Here is an 18,744-nt window from a genome sequence, read left to right as displayed (position 1 = left end):
AATTTTATTTTTGTTTCGTTTTTTGATCTTCAGAGCGCAGATATAAAACACAGCTCAAACTAACCAGTGACATAATAATCACCAGAATCATCAGCATTCCCCGATCCATAGGAATACCCATTCATTAATCTTTTTAAGCATGAAATACAGGATAGATCCTAATCCGATACTTAAGAACAGGAATTTATCTAGCCAAGTCATGCATGATTCCTACTTTAATCTTTTATTATTTAACGCCTAGAATATCCTAGAACTATATTGATCAAAAATAGTCCGTCATAAAAAAATGCCGACTTTCGTCAGCATTTTCTTGATGTCTTATAGCTTAGGCCTCAACCCATTTGCCATCCTGATAGACCAGCGACCATTTGGTTTGCTTGCCTTCAGGGGTTTCCGAACCAATATATTGAGACTGGTTCTTACGGCTGAATTTCACCAAGGTTGGATTCCCTTCAGGATCCACATCTGGCGCCTGCAAAATAAACTGATATTTTGGATCCAGCTGATCCGCCACAGTACGCAGCTCTGCCACCTTCGGTGCACGAGTCTCACGGACTTTCGGGAACTTGCTCGCGGCCAGGAACAGACCGGCTGCGCCATCACGCAGAACAAAAAAATCGTCATGCTTGGTTGAACGCAGGTGTTCCATCTTGATCGGATCAACGCGCGGAGGCGCAGGTTGACCATTCTTCAAGACTTTACGGGTATTCTCACAGCTGGTACAGGCAAAATATGGACCAAAACGGCCAGTTTTCAGCTGCATTTCACCATCACATTTATCACATGGAATGGTTGGGCCATCATAACCCTTAATCTTGAATTCGCCTTCTTCCAGCTCATAACCTGTACAGTCCGGGTTATTACCACAGATATGCAGTTTACGGCCACCATCAATCACATAGCTGTCCATTGCAGTGCCACAGACTGGACAACGTTTTTTCGACATCAGGTCAGCAGTTTCTGCTGCATCATCATCAGACAGTGCAGCCAGAGATTCAACCGGAGTCAGGTTCAATGTACCTTTACAACGTTCTTTCGGTGGCAAGTTATAACCCGAACAGCCCAGGAATACGCCTGTTGTACCGGTACGGATCTGCATCGGACGGTCACATTCTTTACAATGGACTGCTTCAACTTCGACAGGCTGATTGCGGCGCATGCCGTTTTCACCCTGAGCATTGGTCAGACGTTTTTTGAAGTCACCATAGAAGCTATCTAACAGATCTTTCCAGTTACGCTCACCATCTGCCACTTTATCCAGCTGACCTTCAAGGTCTGCAGTAAAGTCATAGTTCATCAGGTTATTGAAGCTTTCATCCAGACGATCGGTGACGATCTCACCCATCTTCTCAGCAAAGAGACGACGGTTCTCCAGTTTTACGTAACCACGATCCTGAATGGTCGAGATAATGGCAGCATAAGTCGAAGGACGACCAATACCTTTTTTCTCAAGCTCTTTGACTAAAGATGCTTCAGTAAAACGTGCCGGTGGTTTGGTAAAATGTTGAGATGGATCTAGTTTTTCCAGCTTCAGCACTTCACCAACTTTCACAGCAGGCAACAGTACATCATCATCAGATTTGTTCTGGCCACGAACTTTGGTGAAACCATCAAATACCAGAGTACGACCTTTGGCTTTCAGTTCAACACCATTCGCATCCACTAAAATAGTCGATGATAAATATTCTGCTGGTGTCATCTGACAAGCTACAAATTGACGCCAGATCAGGTCATACAGACGCTGTGCATCACGTTCCACTCCAGCCAGACTATCGCCTTTCAATGCCACATTGGATGGACGAATGGCCTCATGGGCTTCCTGCGCACCAGCTTTATTACCATAACGGTTCGGCTTGGCTGGCAGATATTTCTCGCCATATTCAGACTCGATATGACCACGCACCATATTGACTGCATCATCACTCAGGAAGGTGGAGTCAGTACGCATATAGGTAATGAAACCAGCTTCATACAGGCGCTGTGCCAGCATCATGGTTTTCTTCACCGAGAAACCTAGACGGGTACTTGCGGCCTGTTGCAAGGTAGACGTGATATACGGCGCGCTTGGATTCACCTTGGTCGGCTTATCTTCACGGCTAATAACTTTATATTCAGCGTCTTTAATCAGATTCAGTAAAGCATCTGTTTCAGCTTTATTATGCAGCTTTAAAGTCTTGCCATTTTGCTTGACCGCTTCCAGACGAATATCATCTTTCTTGGATTTGGTATCTGCAAAAACCTGCCAGTATTCTTCAGGAATGAACTTACGAATTTCACGTTCGCGTTCCACGACCAGCTTTACAGCGACAGACTGTACACGCCCCGCAGACAGACCACGGGCAATTTTTTCCCATAGCAGTGGCGAAATCATGAAGCCGACGACACGATCCAGGAAACGGCGTGCCTGCTGGGCATTGACCTTATTGGTATCTAGACGTGAGGGCTGTTTAAACGCTTCCTGAATGGCATTTTTGGTAATTTCGTTAAAGACCACACGTTGATAGCGTGAATCATCGCCGCCGATCACTTCTTTTAAATGCCAGGCAATCGCTTCCCCTTCACGGTCCAAATCCGTTGCGAGATACACTTCATCGACTTGCGATGCCAGTTTTTTCAGTTCAGCGACTACGCCTTCCTTGCCCGGAAGGACTTCATATTTGGCTTTCCAGTCATGTTCTGGATCGACACCCATCCGGTTAATCAACGCCTGCTGTGATTTTTCCGCTTTTTCTGCTTCAGTCAGCTTGGTTCGGGTCACCGGTTTTTTCTCTGCAGTTTTCGCAGAGCCGCCCGTCGGCAAGTCACGCACATGACCCACCGAGGATTTCACGATGTAGTTTGAACCGAGATACTTGTTGATTGTTTTCGCTTTTGCAGGCGACTCCACAATCACCAAGGCACGTTTACTTCCAGCGTCGGAAGACTTCGCCGTGCTGCTTTTTGATGTGGACCGAGGAGCGTTCGCCATATTAACCGTTTAATCCTGTTTATTTCTAAAATTAAAGTTCAGCCAAAGAATGTAATAGTGCCTTGATGTCATCAAGTTGTGTGGCTCTAAGATCAGATTCTTCATCCCAATAGAGTCCTACACAGTTTGCCTGCATATCAATAGCATAAATGCCCTTTAATGCAATGGGAAAATCTTTAAATTTGTCATCCCCATGCACCAGTTCAAGTTTGTTATCAACCACGCGGGCACGCATCAGCGGTAAACGGGCATCTGGAAGCAGCACACTATAATAGGCCACCATACTGGCACGACTTTCAGTCGCCTTGGGAATGTTGGTCCAGTCCGGTGCAACCACCAGACGTGGATGTAAGCCCATCTTGCGGGCTTTATCACGCATAAGTCCTAATGCCTTTTCTCTAGGACTCACACGCAGACCAAAAATAGACCCCAGTACGAAAACGATGATGACAACTGCCACCCAGATTCCGGTATTTTCCATAGTTCAACCTTTATGTTCTTATATTAGATTTGCATAAGCCCGCTATAAAAGGCAAGCACCGCTTGCGAAATACTATTTTATTCTCTGTACTTATTACTTTTACGTCTTTGTTTTAAGATAAGATTTCAGTGTTTGGCTGATTGATGATATGCGCTTGTATCGCCATTGGAATCAGGCAGGACTTATCCAGATTAGCCCAAGCCAGTATGAGCTGGCTGTTATAAATCAGCTTGGTATTGTCCTGTTTGAGAATATCCTGCTTCTTTAAAACCTGAATGAAATCTTGCGCCGCTTGCTGGTGTTCTAAGCCTAAGATTGAGCGTACTGAATTTAATAAACTTGCAGTTTTGGCCGGACGGCTACTTCCACTCTTCGCCAGATAATCACTATAGATTTTGACCCGCTGTAAATGAGGCTTTAACTGAATATCAGCAATACTTGGTAAAGTAATCGCTATGGGTTTCGATTTTTTGAGCGCTTCCAGTTTTAACAGTTCGTGCATCCGATTTAGCTCATAACTTACTTTTTGACCCTGAATCTGAATCAGCTGATAATTTTTTAATTGGCCAATGACCTGCTTGATAGTGGCAGAAGTGCCTTTTAGCCAGGACTTTAAGGCATTGTTTAGAGAGTTAAACTGTTTGGGCTGATTTTTTACTAATAGTTTAACCGCAGCGAAAAGTAGTTTGAATTCAGCTTTTTCTGGATGAATATGCTCTAAAGATAATTTAGTGGAACATGTGGACTGAATTTCTTTTTTCTTCTGTTGTGCCTGAAACCCCATCACTTTGAGTAAATCGACAATATATTCAAATTTCTTGTCATTCGACATGACATCAAATTCAGCTTCAGATGCCTGCATTTGTATAGACAACTGCCCGGCTACAAATGCCAAGCCAAAATCAGCAGCATCAGGTCCGGTTTTTGGCATTTTAATTAAGACCAGACGCTTTTGAACTACATGAGCAGACAGATTTTGCAATCCATCCAGACTCAAGGCTACAGGGGATTTTGCATAAACCAGATAAACAAGGGCATAGGATTTGAGCAGGCTGAGTAACTCATTTTCTGTTTTAGGCTGATTTTCAATATCCAATAACAGTATTTTTTTCATATGCCCTCATGAGATTATTCTAATTTAGAAACATCTCATGACTATATAACACTTCGTGACCATTCCAATAAATATATCCTTTTTCAATCAACTCTTTAAGTAAAAGACGGACATCGGATTTTGGAAATAATTGCTCGAGCAAATCACGTAATTCATAAATATCTTTAGGCTTATTTCCCTGTAATTCGCGCAGCTTGCGTGCAACTTCGAGCTGTACCGGATCAATTTTATTAAAGTTTTTGAACAGGCCTTGCTGGGCAGACTGGATTAGAGATTGAGCAGGTTCAACAACAGGCTCTTCAGGATTAAGCTTCGAGATCACCTGATTCAAAGCTGGTTTTTCAATGGGTACATGTTCATTGAGATCCAGCTGCACCCACTGTTTCAGCACTTTTTTACGGAAACTGATTTGCTCGTCATAACGTTTGACTATTTTCAGATTAATCAGCATGCCAACTACATGCTGGGCTTTGCCTGGTAAAACTTGCAGAATATTGGTGACAGAATTTTTTAAGGTTTCGAGCGTGGTCGGTTTACCACTCATCTTGCCGAGCGCATCACAATATTTTTTCACCAGCTGCAAAGCCGGTTTAGCTTTAATGGCTTCAATACTTGGCAACTGGATTTTGGGTTTATCTTGAGTCTCTGTGGATGCATCCTCTGGCAGCACCTGAATCAAGCTGCAATCAATATCTGAAGCCTGTAGCATTTGCATCAGCATTTCACTGCTATCCATCGCAGAGATCAGCTCGACATGAGTATCTGCTTCCAGCAAAGCCATCAGCTGGCCCACAATCACGGCATATTCATATTCCTTATGCTCTCCTTCCGGGACATCCAGAATGATAATTTGTCCACTGCTGATCCAGCTCGCCAACTCAGTCAGTTCTTCTAGGGCAAACTCGAATTTTCCGGCACAGTTAAACAGATACAAGGTCGGATAATGTTCAACGATGTCACGTAACAGTTTGGCTGTAGGAAAGTTATTTTCGAGATCAAGAAGGACAACTTTTTGGCGCATAAGGCAAGATTAAAAACTGAGCTAGAAAAATACTATTAGAGTAGGAAGTGTGTGAAAGGTCAAATAGTTTCCACCATCCATGACGATATTTAGATTCTAAAGATCATCTTGGATGGCGTAAAAGTGGTGACTTGGTTTAGGTTTATCGAGCTTCACCTGCTTAAAAGAAAACCCTCACGACTGATCTGCCCCCCAAAAGTTAGACAGTAAGTTAGGCAATTTCTAAGAACTGATTTCTGTATTCTACAGGGGTCAGTCCTTTTAATTTAACCTTGATTCGCTCATGGTTATAATAGTGAATATATTCTTTCACTTTTTGCTCCAATTCATCAACTGATTTAAATTCTTCTCCATAGAAACATTCAGATTTAAGTATTCCAAAGAAACTCTCCATAGCAGCATTATCTAAACAATTCCCCTTACGTGACATACTTTGGGTGAGCCCTCGTTCTGCTAATTGTTTCTGGTAAAATCTCATTTGATATTGCCAACCTTGATCAGAATGGATCATTGGCTTCTCATTTATATTGAGTGTCTCTATAGCTTCTTTAAGCATATCTTTGACCAGTCCAAATACTGGTCTACGTTCCATTTGAAATGCAATGATTTCACCGTTAAACAGGTCCATGACGGGAGATAAGTAAAGCTTGTCACCCCGAATATTAAATTCAGTCACATCAGTAACCCATTTTTGATTAGGTCGCTCAGCCTTGAATTGACGCTGCAATACATTGTTTGCAATTTTACCCACTTGCCCTTTATACGAACGGTATTTCACAACCCTAATACGTGATTTAAGCTTCATAGATATCATCAATCGCTGTACACACTTATGGTTCACGATCAAGCCTGTATTTCTCAATGCAAGCGTAATTCCGCGATACCCATAACGCCCTTTATGCTGATGATAGATCACTTCGATTTGCTGTTTTAAATCACTGTATTTATCATTGAGTTTTGATGACTTCTGATGATAGAAATAGATACTACGCGCCATCTTAGCTGCACATAGCACATGCTTTAGTGGGTAGTTTTGCCTTAATTCAGATATGAATCTTGCAGCTGTTGCTGTTCGACTTTTTCCTGTTCTTTCTGCTTCTGAATCAAGGCTCTCCGCTTTTTTAGGAAAGCAACTTCAGCACGTAGATATGCCAACTCCTCAAGCAGTTCCTCATGGGTTTTATCCTGATCTGCTTTAATTGTCTTAGCTTTGGGCATCTTAGGCTTCGGCATACTGTTAAGTTTTCCTCTAGGCTTTGGTTGCAAACCCTCTATGCCATTTTCTTTATATTGTTTCAACCAATCTCTTAACGTGCTTGTTTCATTAATATCAAAGCGTTGCATAGCTTCTCTTAATGAAATGCCTTCTTCATGTATTACTTTGACAACTTGATACTTAAACTCAACCGTAAAAGTTGTTTTAGATCTTCTACGTTCTAAGCCTACCAGACCATAAAGTTTAAATGCTTTACTCCACTTTTAAACATCTGATCTATGAACATTAAAAAGTTGACCTGTCACAGAGTCACCATGACCAGACAAGTAATGTTCAACAACTTTTAATTTGAATTCTTGAGAATATTTAGCCATTAAAAAGCACCCTTCAAATTAGACTAAGAGTGTCCAACTTTCGGGGTGCAGATTAGACTGGAGGGCTTTTTTTTGCTTTCTTTCTTTAAAATTATTTGTAAATTAATAATGCGGTGGACGGTTGGTGACCGGATCAAAAGCATCAATCCCTTCGGACAAATCTGCAGACTCAACACGTTGATATAACAACTGCATTTGTTTTTTTAAATCGGCAATTTCCAGATTCTGGCGAGTGACCTGCTGATTCAGCTGTTCAACTAAATCATCTAAAAATGCAATTCGCACTTGCAAATCTTCAATGGGTGCGGAAAATGACGCCTGATCATTTAGATTTTGTTGTTTAGTCATTTTAAGTCCTCATTTGGGATTTCAGGAAACATTAACATTATGGCCTATATTACTTTAAGGGATGTCCAACTGGCATTTGGCGGACCTGCCTTGCTCGACGGCGCCAACTTTAATTTGGAACGCGGTGAACGAGTATGTTTGATTGGCCGTAATGGTGAGGGTAAGTCTACCTTACTTAAACTGATTGAAGGAAGTTTACTCCCGGATAGTGGTGAAGTTTCGTTACAAAATGGCATCACCATTTCCATGCTGGCCCAAGACGTGCCAATGGATTCCGGCAAGGTTGCAGATATTGTTGCCGACGGCGCTGGTGAAGCTTCAGAAGTGTTGCGTGCTTACCATGAAGCCAGTGAAGCTTGCGTGCTCGGTGATATGGAAGCCTGTGACCGCATGGGACATTTGCAGCATCAGATGGATCAGCTGGATGGCTGGGCTTTAGAAACTAAGGTTAATTCAATCCTAAGTAAAATGGGACTGGATCCTGAAGCGGATCTGGCCGATTTATCTGGCGGTCGTAAACGCCGTGTCCTGTTGGCACGTGCCCTGCTCACCCAACCTGATGTGCTGTTACTCGACGAACCGACCAACCATCTGGATGTCGAAAGTATAGAGTGGCTGGAAAAATTCCTGCTCGAGCAGAACAACCTGACCTTACTGTTTATTTCGCATGACCGTGCCTTTGTGGACAGTATTGCGACCCGTATTGTCGAGCTGGACCGTGGTATTTTGCGTAGCTATGAAGGCAACTATTCACGTTACCTCGACCTAAAAGCTCAGCAGCTGGAAGCAGAAGAAAAACAGAATGCCCTGTTCGAGAAAAAACTCGCTGAAGAAGAAGCCTGGATTCGTCAAGGTATTAAAGCGCGCCGTACCCGTAACGAAGGTCGTGTTCGTGCTCTGAAAGAATTGCGTGAAGAGTCTAAAGCACGCCGCTTCCAGCAAGGCAAAGTCAACATGTCGACTCAGGAAGCACAGCGTTCAGGTAAAGTGGTGTTCGAGATTGAACATCTGAGCGTGAAGTTTAGTGACAATGCACCGATCATCAATGACTTCTCGGCGCTGGTAATGCGTGGTGACCGTATTGGTCTGGTGGGTGATAATGGTGTCGGTAAAACTACACTAATCAAAGCCATTCTGGGAGAAATCGAGCATGGCGGTACAGTCAAAACCGGTACCCAGTTGGAAATTGCTTATTTTGACCAGCTACGTAATGTGCTGGATCTGGAAAAATCAGTTAAAGATAACGTTTCGGAAGGTTCAGATCATGTCGATGTGAATGGCCAACGTCGTCATATCTATAGCTATTTACAAGACTTCCTGTTCTCCCCAGAACGTGCCCGTACGCCAGTTAAAGCCCTTTCAGGTGGTGAACGCAACCGTATTCTGCTCGCCAAACTATTACTGAAACCATCTAACCTGATCGTGATGGACGAACCGACCAACGATCTGGATATGGTGACGCTAGAACTGCTGGAAGAAATGCTGGCGGAATACAAAGGCACCCTGCTACTGATCTCGCATGACCGTGCTTTTATGGACAATGTCGTCACATCAACCTGGGTCTTTGATGGCAAAGGCAATATTGATGAATATGTCGGTGGCTATCAGGATTATCTGGAACAACGTCCAGATCAAACTGTGGTTGACCAGAAAATGGCTGTCAAAAAAGCTCAGGCCAAAGCTGAAGCAGCAGTTACACCTGTAGCATCGGCTCCGAAGAAAAAACTCAGCTACAAAGATCAGCGTGAACTGGAAATGTTACCGGCTGAAATTGAAGCACTGGAAAAAGAACAAGCTGAACTTTCTGACAAACTGGCGGATGGCTCGTGGTTTGTCACAGATGCAGCAGCAGCGACCAAGGCCTCTGAACGTTTAGGCGAAATTGATGAGATTTTGCTGGAAAAAATGGAACGTTGGGACGAACTGGAAAATATGACCAAAGGCTAATCTTTAAATCGCCTAGTCACTAAGCATCTGTATTCGTACAGGTGCTTTTTTATTTTACAGTTTTTTATTTCAAAAAGCTCTTCTGCTACACTGCTGACATCTTTGATTTCAAATATTGAATTTATGAGTCGAACGCCAGAATACAAACCCGGTGAATTTCAATGGTCATTCCTGTTGCCGCAATACTGGGGCATCTGGGTGGGTATTGTATTTCTGATGATTCTGGCTATCTTACCTTGGGCGACTCAGCATCGTCTGGCACGCCTACTCGGCCAGATGGCATTTAAATATTTGAAATCTCGCCGTGAAACCACGCTTCGCAATCTGGAAGTTTGTTTCCCTGAATGGTCAGCTCAAGAAGTTCAGGACAATGCTCGTATGGTCTTTATTGACCAGATGCTCGGTGTATTTGAGACCTTGAATGCCTGGTACTGTCCAAAATGGTTTAAAGGCCGGGTACAGATTGAAGGGCTGGAACATATCCAGCAGGCTCAGGCAGAAGGTAAAGGGGCTTTATTGCTCGGTACCCACTCGACTTTGCTGGATGCTGGTGGTTATTTATGTGCACAGTATTTTGAGCCGGATGTGGTGTATCGACCACAAAATAATCCCTTGCTCGATATGCTGATTTACCGCTGTCGTGCCACCATTTATGCCAACCAGATTGACCATGATGATATGCGTGGTTTGGTGCGTAACCTGAAAAATGGTCATGCCATCTGGTACAGTCCGGATCAGGATTTTGGTTTAAAACAGGGTGTAATGGCGCCCTTTTTTGGGGTACCTGCAGCCACAGTAACTGCACATCGTCGCTTATTGAAAATGACCAAAGCCGCTGCCATTCCACTCTATTTTTATCGAGCTGGCGATATTAAAGATCCACGTTACTGTGTGTTGATCGAGCCTGCGGTAGAGAACTTACCGAGTACGGATGAAGTCGACGATGCAACCCGGGTAAATCTGATTATTGAACGCCAGTTGCGCATTGCACCGACACAATATATGTGGTTCCACCGTCGCTTTAAGACCCGTCCTGAAGGCTACGACAAAATCTATTAAGAACTAGAATTAATATGAACGCTATTATTGGCAAGAAAAATCAATGATCCGTTCCCAGATAAATCCACATCGCTTGTGTATGCCCTGCACGCTCAAAACCTAGAGCTTTATAAAATTCAGTGGCATGCTGATCAGCCACCAGAATTTTCTGATGAAATCCTGAATAACGTTGCAGCATTTCTTGCATGATCAGACGGCCAACACCCTGTCGCTGCACCTCTGGGTGAACCAATAAATGTGGGAAATACACCACCAGATAACCGTCTGAAATCGCATTTTCCAAGCCAACCAGCCGACCGTTGATACGTACCGTCACCAGACTATGAGAATGTTGCAAAGCCTGTAAAAGCGATTGAGATTTTTCTGCAGCTGACCATTGATTGACAAGATAGAGCTGTAACACTTCAGATTCATTGACTGAATCATGATCGGAAATCATAACTTCCATTCAGGTAATATCCATTTTTTAATCTAAATTTTATTTTAATAATCAATTAATTATAATAAAAAAATGAGCCAAAAATAATTTAACCCGGGTTCTACATCCTGTAAAACCCGGGTTAATGAGGTTGTGCTTTCATATGTTATAATTGCTTCTTCGTTGTTGTGATTTCCCTTTCAGCATCATTTCCATGATGTTTTCATTCAGCTTCGTCTTCCTTATGAGAATATCCTTTCTCGACTCCCTGTGCTGATAAGCTTAGAATACGTGGATTCCTCTGTACTGCCCATTCGCAAGAAGCGGAAACTGCTGTAAGCAATATCGTACACTTTTCAGCTAAAACTATAAGAATTTCTCCTCATTCTTATAAGCCATCGCAATCTTATCAGTGACTTTCTTCTCTTCTTTCTCTGCCTTTTCAATTCCTTCCTGAATGGCTTCTTTGGCTTCCTGATCATCCTGATCCGTTTCTTCCAGTTCTTCCTGATGATGCTCAAATACCCGCCCAGTTTGTAAAACCAGATAAACCGGAAAATGATCTGATCCGACGTGTTTTAAACGCTCCATATGCACCAGGGCAAAATCGGTGCTGTGAAACACATGGTCAAGTGACCAGCGCAACAAGGGATAATCGGCATGAAAGGTATTTACATAGCGTCGGCCAACACGCGGATCCAGCAAACCACTAATACGCTGAAATAAACGTGTCGTGCGTGACCAGGCCACATCATTCAGATCTCCCATCACAATGCAGCTTTCATCCAGATCCTTAATCTGGTCCCCTACAATCAGCAATTCCGCATCACGTAAGGTTGAATCTTTGGCTTCAGTTGGGCTTGGTGGTTTCGGATGCAGACAATAGAGCTGTACCGGCTGTCCGGAACGTAACAAGACCTTGGTATGAATCGAGGGAATTTCATCACTCAGAATAAATTTAACCTCGGTTTCACTCAGCTCAAGTTTGCTGTACAGATGCATGCCATACAGATTATCCAAAGGTACAGGTACCCGATAGGGGTAATCTGGCTCAATGACGGCCAGCGCATCCTGCCATGCATGATCGGTTTCCAGCGTTAAGACCAAGTCTGGCTGATGGGTCTGGATCTGTTCAATCAGTAAATGATATTTAGTATTGGTGGTCAGAACATTTGAAACAATCAGGGAAATCTGACGATCCGGATCCAGCTGATCCTGCTTGACCTGCTTGACCTGTTTTTTCCAAACAAAGGTATAAGGCAAGACCATTTTCAGCTGATACGCCAAAGCAGCGATCAGGCCGACAAAAAGCAGCTGATTGAAGGCCGTCCATGGGTGATCGACCAGGAGAAAAAGAACAAAGGCAATGAAGCCCAAAACCAGAATCTGTAAACGTGGAAAATCTGCACCACGAATCCACCATTCATCTCGGGGAATCAGCGACCAGAAACTTAACCAGATGACCACGATTGCCATGATCTGGATAAACCCTACCATAAGATACACTCTTTACTAAGTTATTATTTTTTCTAAAAGAAAAATTGCTTTATCAATTTTGTATGTATCATAAAGCAGATATTTCGCTCAAGAATATTGATGTTTTGATTGTGTAGCTCTTGCAGTCACGTCCCTTTTTGATACACTCGAATCCCTTTTGATTTTTTAACGCACCGAGGCAAAGTGACATGAAAGTAGGTCTGGTCGGTTGGCGCGGGATGGTGGGTTCCGTCCTTATGCAACGTATGGTTGAAGAGAATGATTTTGCTCATTTTGAGCCATTCTATTTTTCTACCAGTAATGCGGGTGGTGAAGCTCCGGCATTTGGTGGTAAGACTGCCCCAGCACTTATGGATGCAACAGACATTAACAGTCTGAAGCAAATGGATGTCATTATTACCTGTCAAGGTGGCGATTACACCACTGAAGTTTTCCCAAAAATCAAAGCTGAAGGCTGGGATGGCTACTGGATTGATGCAGCATCTACCCTGCGTATGGATGATGAAGCAATCATCGTACTTGATCCGGTGAACATGCATGTGATCAAAGACGGTCTGGTCAAAGGCACCAAAACTTTCGTGGGCGGTAACTGTACTGTTTCCCTGATGTTGATGGGCTTAGGTGGTCTATTCCAGAACAATCTGGTGGAATGGGCAACTTCAATGACTTATCAGGCAGCTTCTGGTGCTGGCGCGCAAAACATGCGTGAGCTGATTACTGGTATGGGTTATTTATATAACAATACCAAAGACTTGCTGGATGATCCACGTTCTCCAATTCTGGACATTGATTCTAAAATTGCTGAATTGCAACGTGGTGAAGGCTTCCCGTCTGCAAACTTCGGTGTACCTTTAGCAGGTTCTCTGATTCCATACATCGACAAGCAGCTGGAAAGCGGCCAGTCTAAAGAAGAATGGAAAGGTCAGGCTGAAACCAACAAGATTCTAGGTAACCAGCAGATCGTACCGATTGATGGCCATTGTGTACGTATCGGCGCAATGCGTTGTCACTCTCAGGCATTAACCCTGAAACTTCGCAAAGACGTTCCACTGGATGAGATCGAAGATATCATTGCAAATGCAAATGACTGGTCTAAAGTCGTGCCAAACACTCGTGAAGCCTCAATGACTGACCTGACTCCTGTTGCAGTCACTGGCACATTAACTGTACCTGTTGGTCGTCTGCGTAAACTGAACATGGGTAAAGAATACCTAGGTGCATTCACAGTAGGTGACCAGTTACTTTGGGGTGCTGCAGAACCTTTACGTCGTATGCTGCGCATCTTGATTGACTATAAAAACTCTTAAGTTTCCGTCAGGAAATAAAGCATGAAGCCGATCTTTATTGATCGGCTTTTTTGTGTAACTATTGCGTAAGTATTTTACAAAAAACAAACATCCCGTTAATCTATAATTTTCGCTATGCGATAATGACTGAGCTCACAGATGACTGTATATAACAAATTAAAGCTTGCCATTTTAGCCATTGTTGCTTCACAAAATATTTATGCGATTAATGTAGATCCGGTACAAATCCAGTCTGCACCTGGGGAATTGCTTTATGCGGAAATGAATTTCCGTCAATCAGATATTAACTTGCCAATTGAGGTAAGTTTAGCCTCGCCAGAAGACCTGATTTCTATGGGTGCATCGCATCAGCCACCGGGTCATTTGAATTTTTTCACCCGTCGCAACAGTAATGGAACTGGGGTCATTACCATTACCTCGTCGCGCCCGGTTACTGATCGTGAATTAAATATCATTGTTAAAATCAAGGAAGGCAATGCAGTACGCCTACAGCATATCCGTACGGCATTAAGACCTAAAACTGATTTGTTACAGGCCAGCCTGAAACAGAATGAACAGCCTCTCGCGCCTGTGGTGGTCGTGAGTGAAAAAGACATTGCCCTGAACTTACCGGTGAGTACGCGCTATACCAATGCCTCATCCAAACCAGCCACCCCGTTTGTGGCAGAAAAACCGTTAGCCTTACAAAACACAGCACCTCCTGCATTATCAGCCAGCTCGATTCCTAAAACAGCGATAGCTGCTGTGACCCATGAGCCGACATCGAGTATTGCAGCTCAAGTCGCAAGCCCAACAAAACTTAATACCGAAACTGCGGTAGCAGCGACAAGTCATAGTTCACAGCAGGCTAGTACTGTAAACACTACGCCAGTAAATACTCCATCCAAAGCAGTCAACACAGCGGTGACTCAAGCAGATGCAACGCCCAACTTACAGGCTGCAGTGACAAAAGTTCAGGCTGAAACAAAACCAGCTGAAGTTGCAGTAGATCCAACAAATAAAAATGCAGCCTCAGCGCAAGTTTCTGCACCGACAAGCACTGAAAATCAGATGGTGTCCAGTGATCCACTTGTCAAAAAATATGCAGAACAACAGGCACGCAAGCAGGCGGCATCCACTACTGCACAGGACAAACCAAATTTAGCAGCTATAACTCAAGCACAGCCGGCAGCCATCAAACAAAGCACCTCAACCCAGGTCAAACCGACCTATGTAGTACAGTCAAATGAGTCGCTTTGGGGCATTGCTTCCAGGATTGCCAATGAACAGCAGCGTCCAGTGAGTGAGGTCATGCAGCAGATCAAGCGTGAAAATGAACATGCTTTTATTGGGGGCGATGCCAACCGCTTGCGTAAAGGCGCAGCGCTTAATTTAGCGACCATCCATACTGCGAAAACTCCGATCCAGGCCGCAGCAATTAAGTCTACTCAAGTACCCTCCAAACCTACTGCAAAAACCAAATATCGCCTGAATGAGGCTGAAATGAGTCTGGTTGCCGAGAATCAGCGTGATTCCGGCCAGGTTTCTGCCAACTCAAACACAAAAGAAAATCGAACTTCGAAAGAGTTGTCATTAAAAGTTATGACAGCCCGTGAAAAAACCGTTAAATTACAGAGAAACGTAACTGAACTAGAATTGGCACTCAATCAGAAGGATCACAGAATTCAATTATTAAATGCTCGTCTTGCCCAGCTGCAACAACAGCTTAAAGCACAACAGGCAGATAAAAAGCCAATTAATTAAAAAGTTACACATGACGATTTATTGGGATAGGCGAACTTAATGACTCTATCCCCAAGGGGTAAAACATGCTGATTTATGTGATTCCATTAGTGATATTGATCATCGTATTAATTGTCATAAAAAAACGACAAGATGCTCAAGAATCAGATAAAGCAAAAACTAAAACTGTAAAAGCGAAAAAACCTGGCGCTGCGTCAAAATCCACTTCCCAAAGAACCAAAGTGGTCGAGCCAGCCGGAGTCGTTAAAAAATCAGCAACGCCTCTATCAGCAGAGACACGCAAGAAAATTGAAGGTCTGATTCAGGAACGTAATTTCTTTGCAGCCGAAGCGCAAATCAATCAGGCACTGAATCGCGATAATTCTCAACATGAGTTGTATTTACTGCTACTCGACATTCATATCCTGCAAAAAGATGAATTTGCGATTTCACAGCTGATTAACCATGTTCGCTCTCTGGAACTGGAAGATATTCTGGCTCAGGCTGAGGTCAAAAAGCGTGAGTTTGAAAACTCTTCGGTCGCTGTTCAGGATACTATTGATTTCCCAAGTGCTCAGCCACAAACCCCTCCTGTACAGGAAAGCAAACCTTCTACAGATGCCTTTGCAGACCTGGTTGCCGCCCCCGCTTCAAACGAACAGGCATTTGATGCATTACAACAGGAACTGCAACCGAGTAAACCAGCTGCTGTAGCGGAACCAGTACCTGATATCCAACCCTTAGAGTTCAACTTTGAACCGAAGATTCCAGCGGCTGAGCCAGTAAAAACGGAAGAAGTTCCGCCTGTATCAGATAATTCAGTTGAATTTGATCTTCAGATGAATACTGCTGAAACCCAGACTGCTCCAACAGCAGCAACTGAGTCAGCACCGGTTCTGGATTTTAAGCTTGAGCTTGAACCATCTATATCCTTAAAAACAGAATCAGCGCCTGCAACAACAGAAGAAATCCAGCCTTTAGATTTCTCTTTCTCTTTAGACACTCCAATACCTGCAGCAGAAAAAACAGCCGAACCTGTGACTGAGTTTGACCTGTCTAGCCTCGATATTGCAACGCCTGCAACTGAAACGCCTGCTGCGACTGAAACATCTGGATTAGATTTTAAACTTGATAATGTCGAAGCTGTAAAAGAGGCTCCTGTTTCTACAGGGGTGAATTTTGAGATTCCGACAGCGCCTGTGACTTCAACAACCGATCAACATGATCCATTGGTGCAGTCCTTCCCGGAACTGATGGAAGTTAATGAAGCGGACCTTAACCTGGAGCTGGCACAGCAATATATCCAGTTAGGCGCTTATGCAGCTGCCCGTGAAGTCATAGCTGAACGTGAAGCTGAATATACAGCAGCACAACGTCAGCAAGCCGATCAGTTGCTGAATCAAATCGCATCTTAATCAATTTCCCTTTACACTAAAGCAGTCACATTTGGCTGCTTTTTTTATGATGAAAGATATTGCACTGATTTATATGGGCGGCACCTTTGGCTGTGTCGGTGATCCGCTCGCCCCTATGTCTGCCGATTTATTTATTCCAAAACTGGAACAGCTACTTACAGATCAACCGTTCATTCAGTATTACTGCGCTCCTGTGATTAAGGACAGTAGTGCCTGTATTGCTACAGACTGGTTAGAACTGGTGCAATTTATCCAAAATCTGCAATCTGAACAGCAGATACAACATTTTGTGATTATTCACGGGACAGATACCCTGAGCTATGCCAGCGCAGTATTGGCACATTTTATGGGGAATTCGGCTCATATTGTGCTGACTGGCAGCCAGTATCCCCTCCTGAATGCTGAAGGCGATGCGCAACGCGAATTTAGCGATGCCATGGACAATCTGAGCTTTGCGCTCTCTTCAGTAACTCAGTGTAATGCAGGTGTTTATCTGGCTTTTCATCAGCAACTGATTCATGCTCAAACTGCCTTAAAGCAACATACCACTGAGCTGAATGCCTTTACTGGTCTGGATGCGCATATCGCTATTCAGGCCAACCAGCAAAGTCATCAGGTTACAGCAGACGATATTGCCAAAGCTCTGGATTTTAACTGTATGAGCTTGATGATGCAGCCGATCGATTTAGTTCAACAGCTCAATAATCTGAAAAATATTTTGGCCTATCCTCCGCATTTTCTATTCCTGCAAGGCTTTGGAACCGGCAATCTGGCCGTCAATCCAGAGATCGTAGATTTTATCAATCAGCTCTATGCCAAAGGCTGTATCTCGGTCTTAACTACTCAAGTGCCTTTCGGTGCCACCGATCAGCGTTATGCCATTGCTGAATGGGTGCATGATTGCAAAATTCTACTCAATGAAAGTTATGGCCATGCTGATCTTTATGCAAAAGCCCTAAAAATGTATTTACAATATGACACGGTAGAGCAATGGCATGCCCATTGGTACGATTAGTCAGGTTTTGAGGTCATTATGCAGCGTTTTGCGGTGGGAATTGAGTTTTGTGGAACGAATTATCGAGGTTGGCAGACTCAACAACCGGGCGTAATCAGTGTTCAGGAAACCATCGAGAAGGTTCTCAGTAAAATTGCCGATGAACCGATTATTCTGCATGGTGCAGGCCGAACCGATGCCGGCGTGCATGCGACCAATATGGTCGCACATTTTGATACCCATGCCTTGCGTTCTGAACGAGGCTGGTTAATGGGCTCAAATAGCCAGTTACCTAAGGATATCTCAATCCAATGGATCAAGGAGATGGATGATGGCTTCCATGCACGCTTTAAAGCACAGGCACGCCGTTATCGTTATATTGTCTATAATCATCCGGTGCGTCCTGCTTTATTGCATAAACAGGTCACCCATATTTACTATCCACTTGATATCAAAAAGATGATTGAAGCGGCTGCAAAGTTTGAAGGCACACATAACTTTGAGAGTTTTCGTGCAGCAGCCTGCCAGTCCAATCAGCCGGTACGTCACGTCCGTCACTGCCGCCTGATCCAGCATGGGCCTTATCTGATTCTAGATATTCAGGCGGATGGCTTCCTGCATCATATGGTACGCAATATCATGGGCTGTTTGCTGGAAATCGGCCAAGGCATGTATGGGGTTGACCATATTGACCATATTTTTGCAGCAGAAGATCGTAAAGCAGCCGGTGTTACCGCACCACCGGATGGTCTGTATTTTATCCAGGCTGAATATCCAGAGTATTTTGACCTACCCAAAGTACCTTTGGGTCCATACTGGTTAAATATGCCGGAATAAGCTAATTATTTTTAATTTTTAAATCC

The 18,744-nt window shown here is 43.7% G+C and carries 14 protein-coding genes and 1 pseudogene; 7 read left to right on the top strand and 8 right to left on the bottom strand.

The features are described from left to right. Nucleotides 1-325 precede the first annotated feature (325 nt). The 6 genes and pseudogenes from topA to FTU00_RS01780 form a co-directional block, all read right to left on the bottom strand. Nucleotides 326-2,968, bottom strand: a complete 2,643-nt coding sequence (topA, locus tag FTU00_RS01805) for a type I DNA topoisomerase (RefSeq protein ID WP_005232311.1) — start codon at nt 2,966-2,968, stop codon at nt 326-328. A gap of 31 nt (nt 2,969-2,999) precedes the next feature. Then, a complete protein-coding gene (locus tag FTU00_RS01800; RefSeq protein WP_004781877.1) occupies nt 3,000-3,449 on the bottom strand; it encodes an ammonium transporter in 450 nt (149 codons plus the stop codon). A 112-nt stretch (nt 3,450-3,561) separates the two neighbouring features. Then, nucleotides 3,562-4,563, bottom strand: a complete 1,002-nt coding sequence (locus tag FTU00_RS01795) for a PIN domain-containing protein (RefSeq protein ID WP_180178960.1) — start codon at nt 4,561-4,563, stop codon at nt 3,562-3,564. Nucleotides 4,564-4,582: 19 nt separating this feature from the next. Next, nucleotides 4,583-5,584: a hypothetical protein gene (locus tag FTU00_RS01790; protein WP_180178959.1), complete on the bottom strand. Its 1,002-nt coding sequence runs from the start codon at nt 5,582-5,584 to the stop codon at nt 4,583-4,585. A gap of 211 nt (nt 5,585-5,795) precedes the next feature. Continuing rightward, nucleotides 5,796-7,174, bottom strand: a pseudogene (locus tag FTU00_RS01785) (IS3 family transposase). A gap of 102 nt (nt 7,175-7,276) precedes the next feature. Further along, complete coding sequence (locus tag FTU00_RS01780; protein WP_004781873.1) at nt 7,277-7,522, bottom strand: SlyX family protein; 246 nt, start codon at nt 7,520-7,522, stop codon at nt 7,277-7,279. 39 nt (nt 7,523-7,561) lie between these two features. Here FTU00_RS01780 and FTU00_RS01775 point away from each other — a divergent pair, with 39 nt between their 5' ends. Then, nucleotides 7,562-9,469: an ATP-binding cassette domain-containing protein gene (locus tag FTU00_RS01775; protein WP_180053352.1), complete on the top strand. Its 1,908-nt coding sequence runs from the start codon at nt 7,562-7,564 to the stop codon at nt 9,467-9,469. Between the two features lie 123 nt (nt 9,470-9,592). Continuing rightward, complete coding sequence (locus FTU00_RS01770) at nt 9,593-10,528, top strand: lauroyl acyltransferase (protein ID WP_180178958.1); 936 nt, start codon at nt 9,593-9,595, stop codon at nt 10,526-10,528. Between the two features lie 40 nt (nt 10,529-10,568). Here FTU00_RS01770 and FTU00_RS01765 read toward each other — a convergent pair whose 3' ends face one another. Both FTU00_RS01765 and FTU00_RS01760 read right to left on the bottom strand, forming a co-directional pair. Beyond that, entirely contained in the window at nt 10,569-10,976 is a 408-nt protein-coding gene (locus FTU00_RS01765) for a GNAT family N-acetyltransferase (RefSeq protein ID WP_180178957.1), read from the bottom strand. A 336-nt stretch (nt 10,977-11,312) separates the two neighbouring features. Beyond that, nucleotides 11,313-12,443, bottom strand: a complete 1,131-nt coding sequence (locus FTU00_RS01760; RefSeq protein ID WP_034702373.1) for an endonuclease/exonuclease/phosphatase family protein — start codon at nt 12,441-12,443, stop codon at nt 11,313-11,315. A 188-nt stretch (nt 12,444-12,631) separates the two neighbouring features. On the opposite strand from FTU00_RS01760, the gene asd reads away from it, so the two are divergent. From asd to truA, 5 genes are all read left to right on the top strand, one after another. After that, nucleotides 12,632-13,750, top strand: coding sequence for an aspartate-semialdehyde dehydrogenase (gene asd / locus FTU00_RS01755; RefSeq protein WP_004781864.1), 1,119 nt, complete (start codon nt 12,632-12,634; stop codon nt 13,748-13,750). Between the two features lie 138 nt (nt 13,751-13,888). Then, complete coding sequence (locus tag FTU00_RS01750; RefSeq protein WP_180178956.1) at nt 13,889-15,493, top strand: hypothetical protein; 1,605 nt, start codon at nt 13,889-13,891, stop codon at nt 15,491-15,493. Nucleotides 15,494-15,558: 65 nt separating this feature from the next. Further along, a complete protein-coding gene (locus FTU00_RS01745) occupies nt 15,559-16,887 on the top strand; it encodes a fimbrial protein FimV (protein ID WP_179992829.1) in 1,329 nt (442 codons plus the stop codon). Nucleotides 16,888-16,933: 46 nt separating this feature from the next. Further along, complete coding sequence (locus FTU00_RS01740) at nt 16,934-17,902, top strand: asparaginase domain-containing protein (protein WP_180178955.1); 969 nt, start codon at nt 16,934-16,936, stop codon at nt 17,900-17,902. 18 nt (nt 17,903-17,920) lie between these two features. Further along, nucleotides 17,921-18,718 carry a tRNA pseudouridine(38-40) synthase TruA gene (gene truA, locus FTU00_RS01735; protein WP_180178954.1) on the top strand — a complete coding sequence of 266 codons (798 nt, stop codon included), beginning with the start codon at nt 17,921-17,923 and terminating at the stop codon, nt 18,716-18,718. The last annotated feature ends 26 nt before the right edge of the window (nt 18,719-18,744 follow it).

Origin of the sequence: Acinetobacter sp. YH12041 (genome assembly GCF_013419975.1) — a bacterium.
Taxonomy (GTDB): Bacteria; Pseudomonadota; Gammaproteobacteria; order Pseudomonadales; family Moraxellaceae; genus Acinetobacter.
Note: the sequence above shows the minus strand (reverse complement) of the source record. Positions and strands in the feature narration are given on the sequence as shown.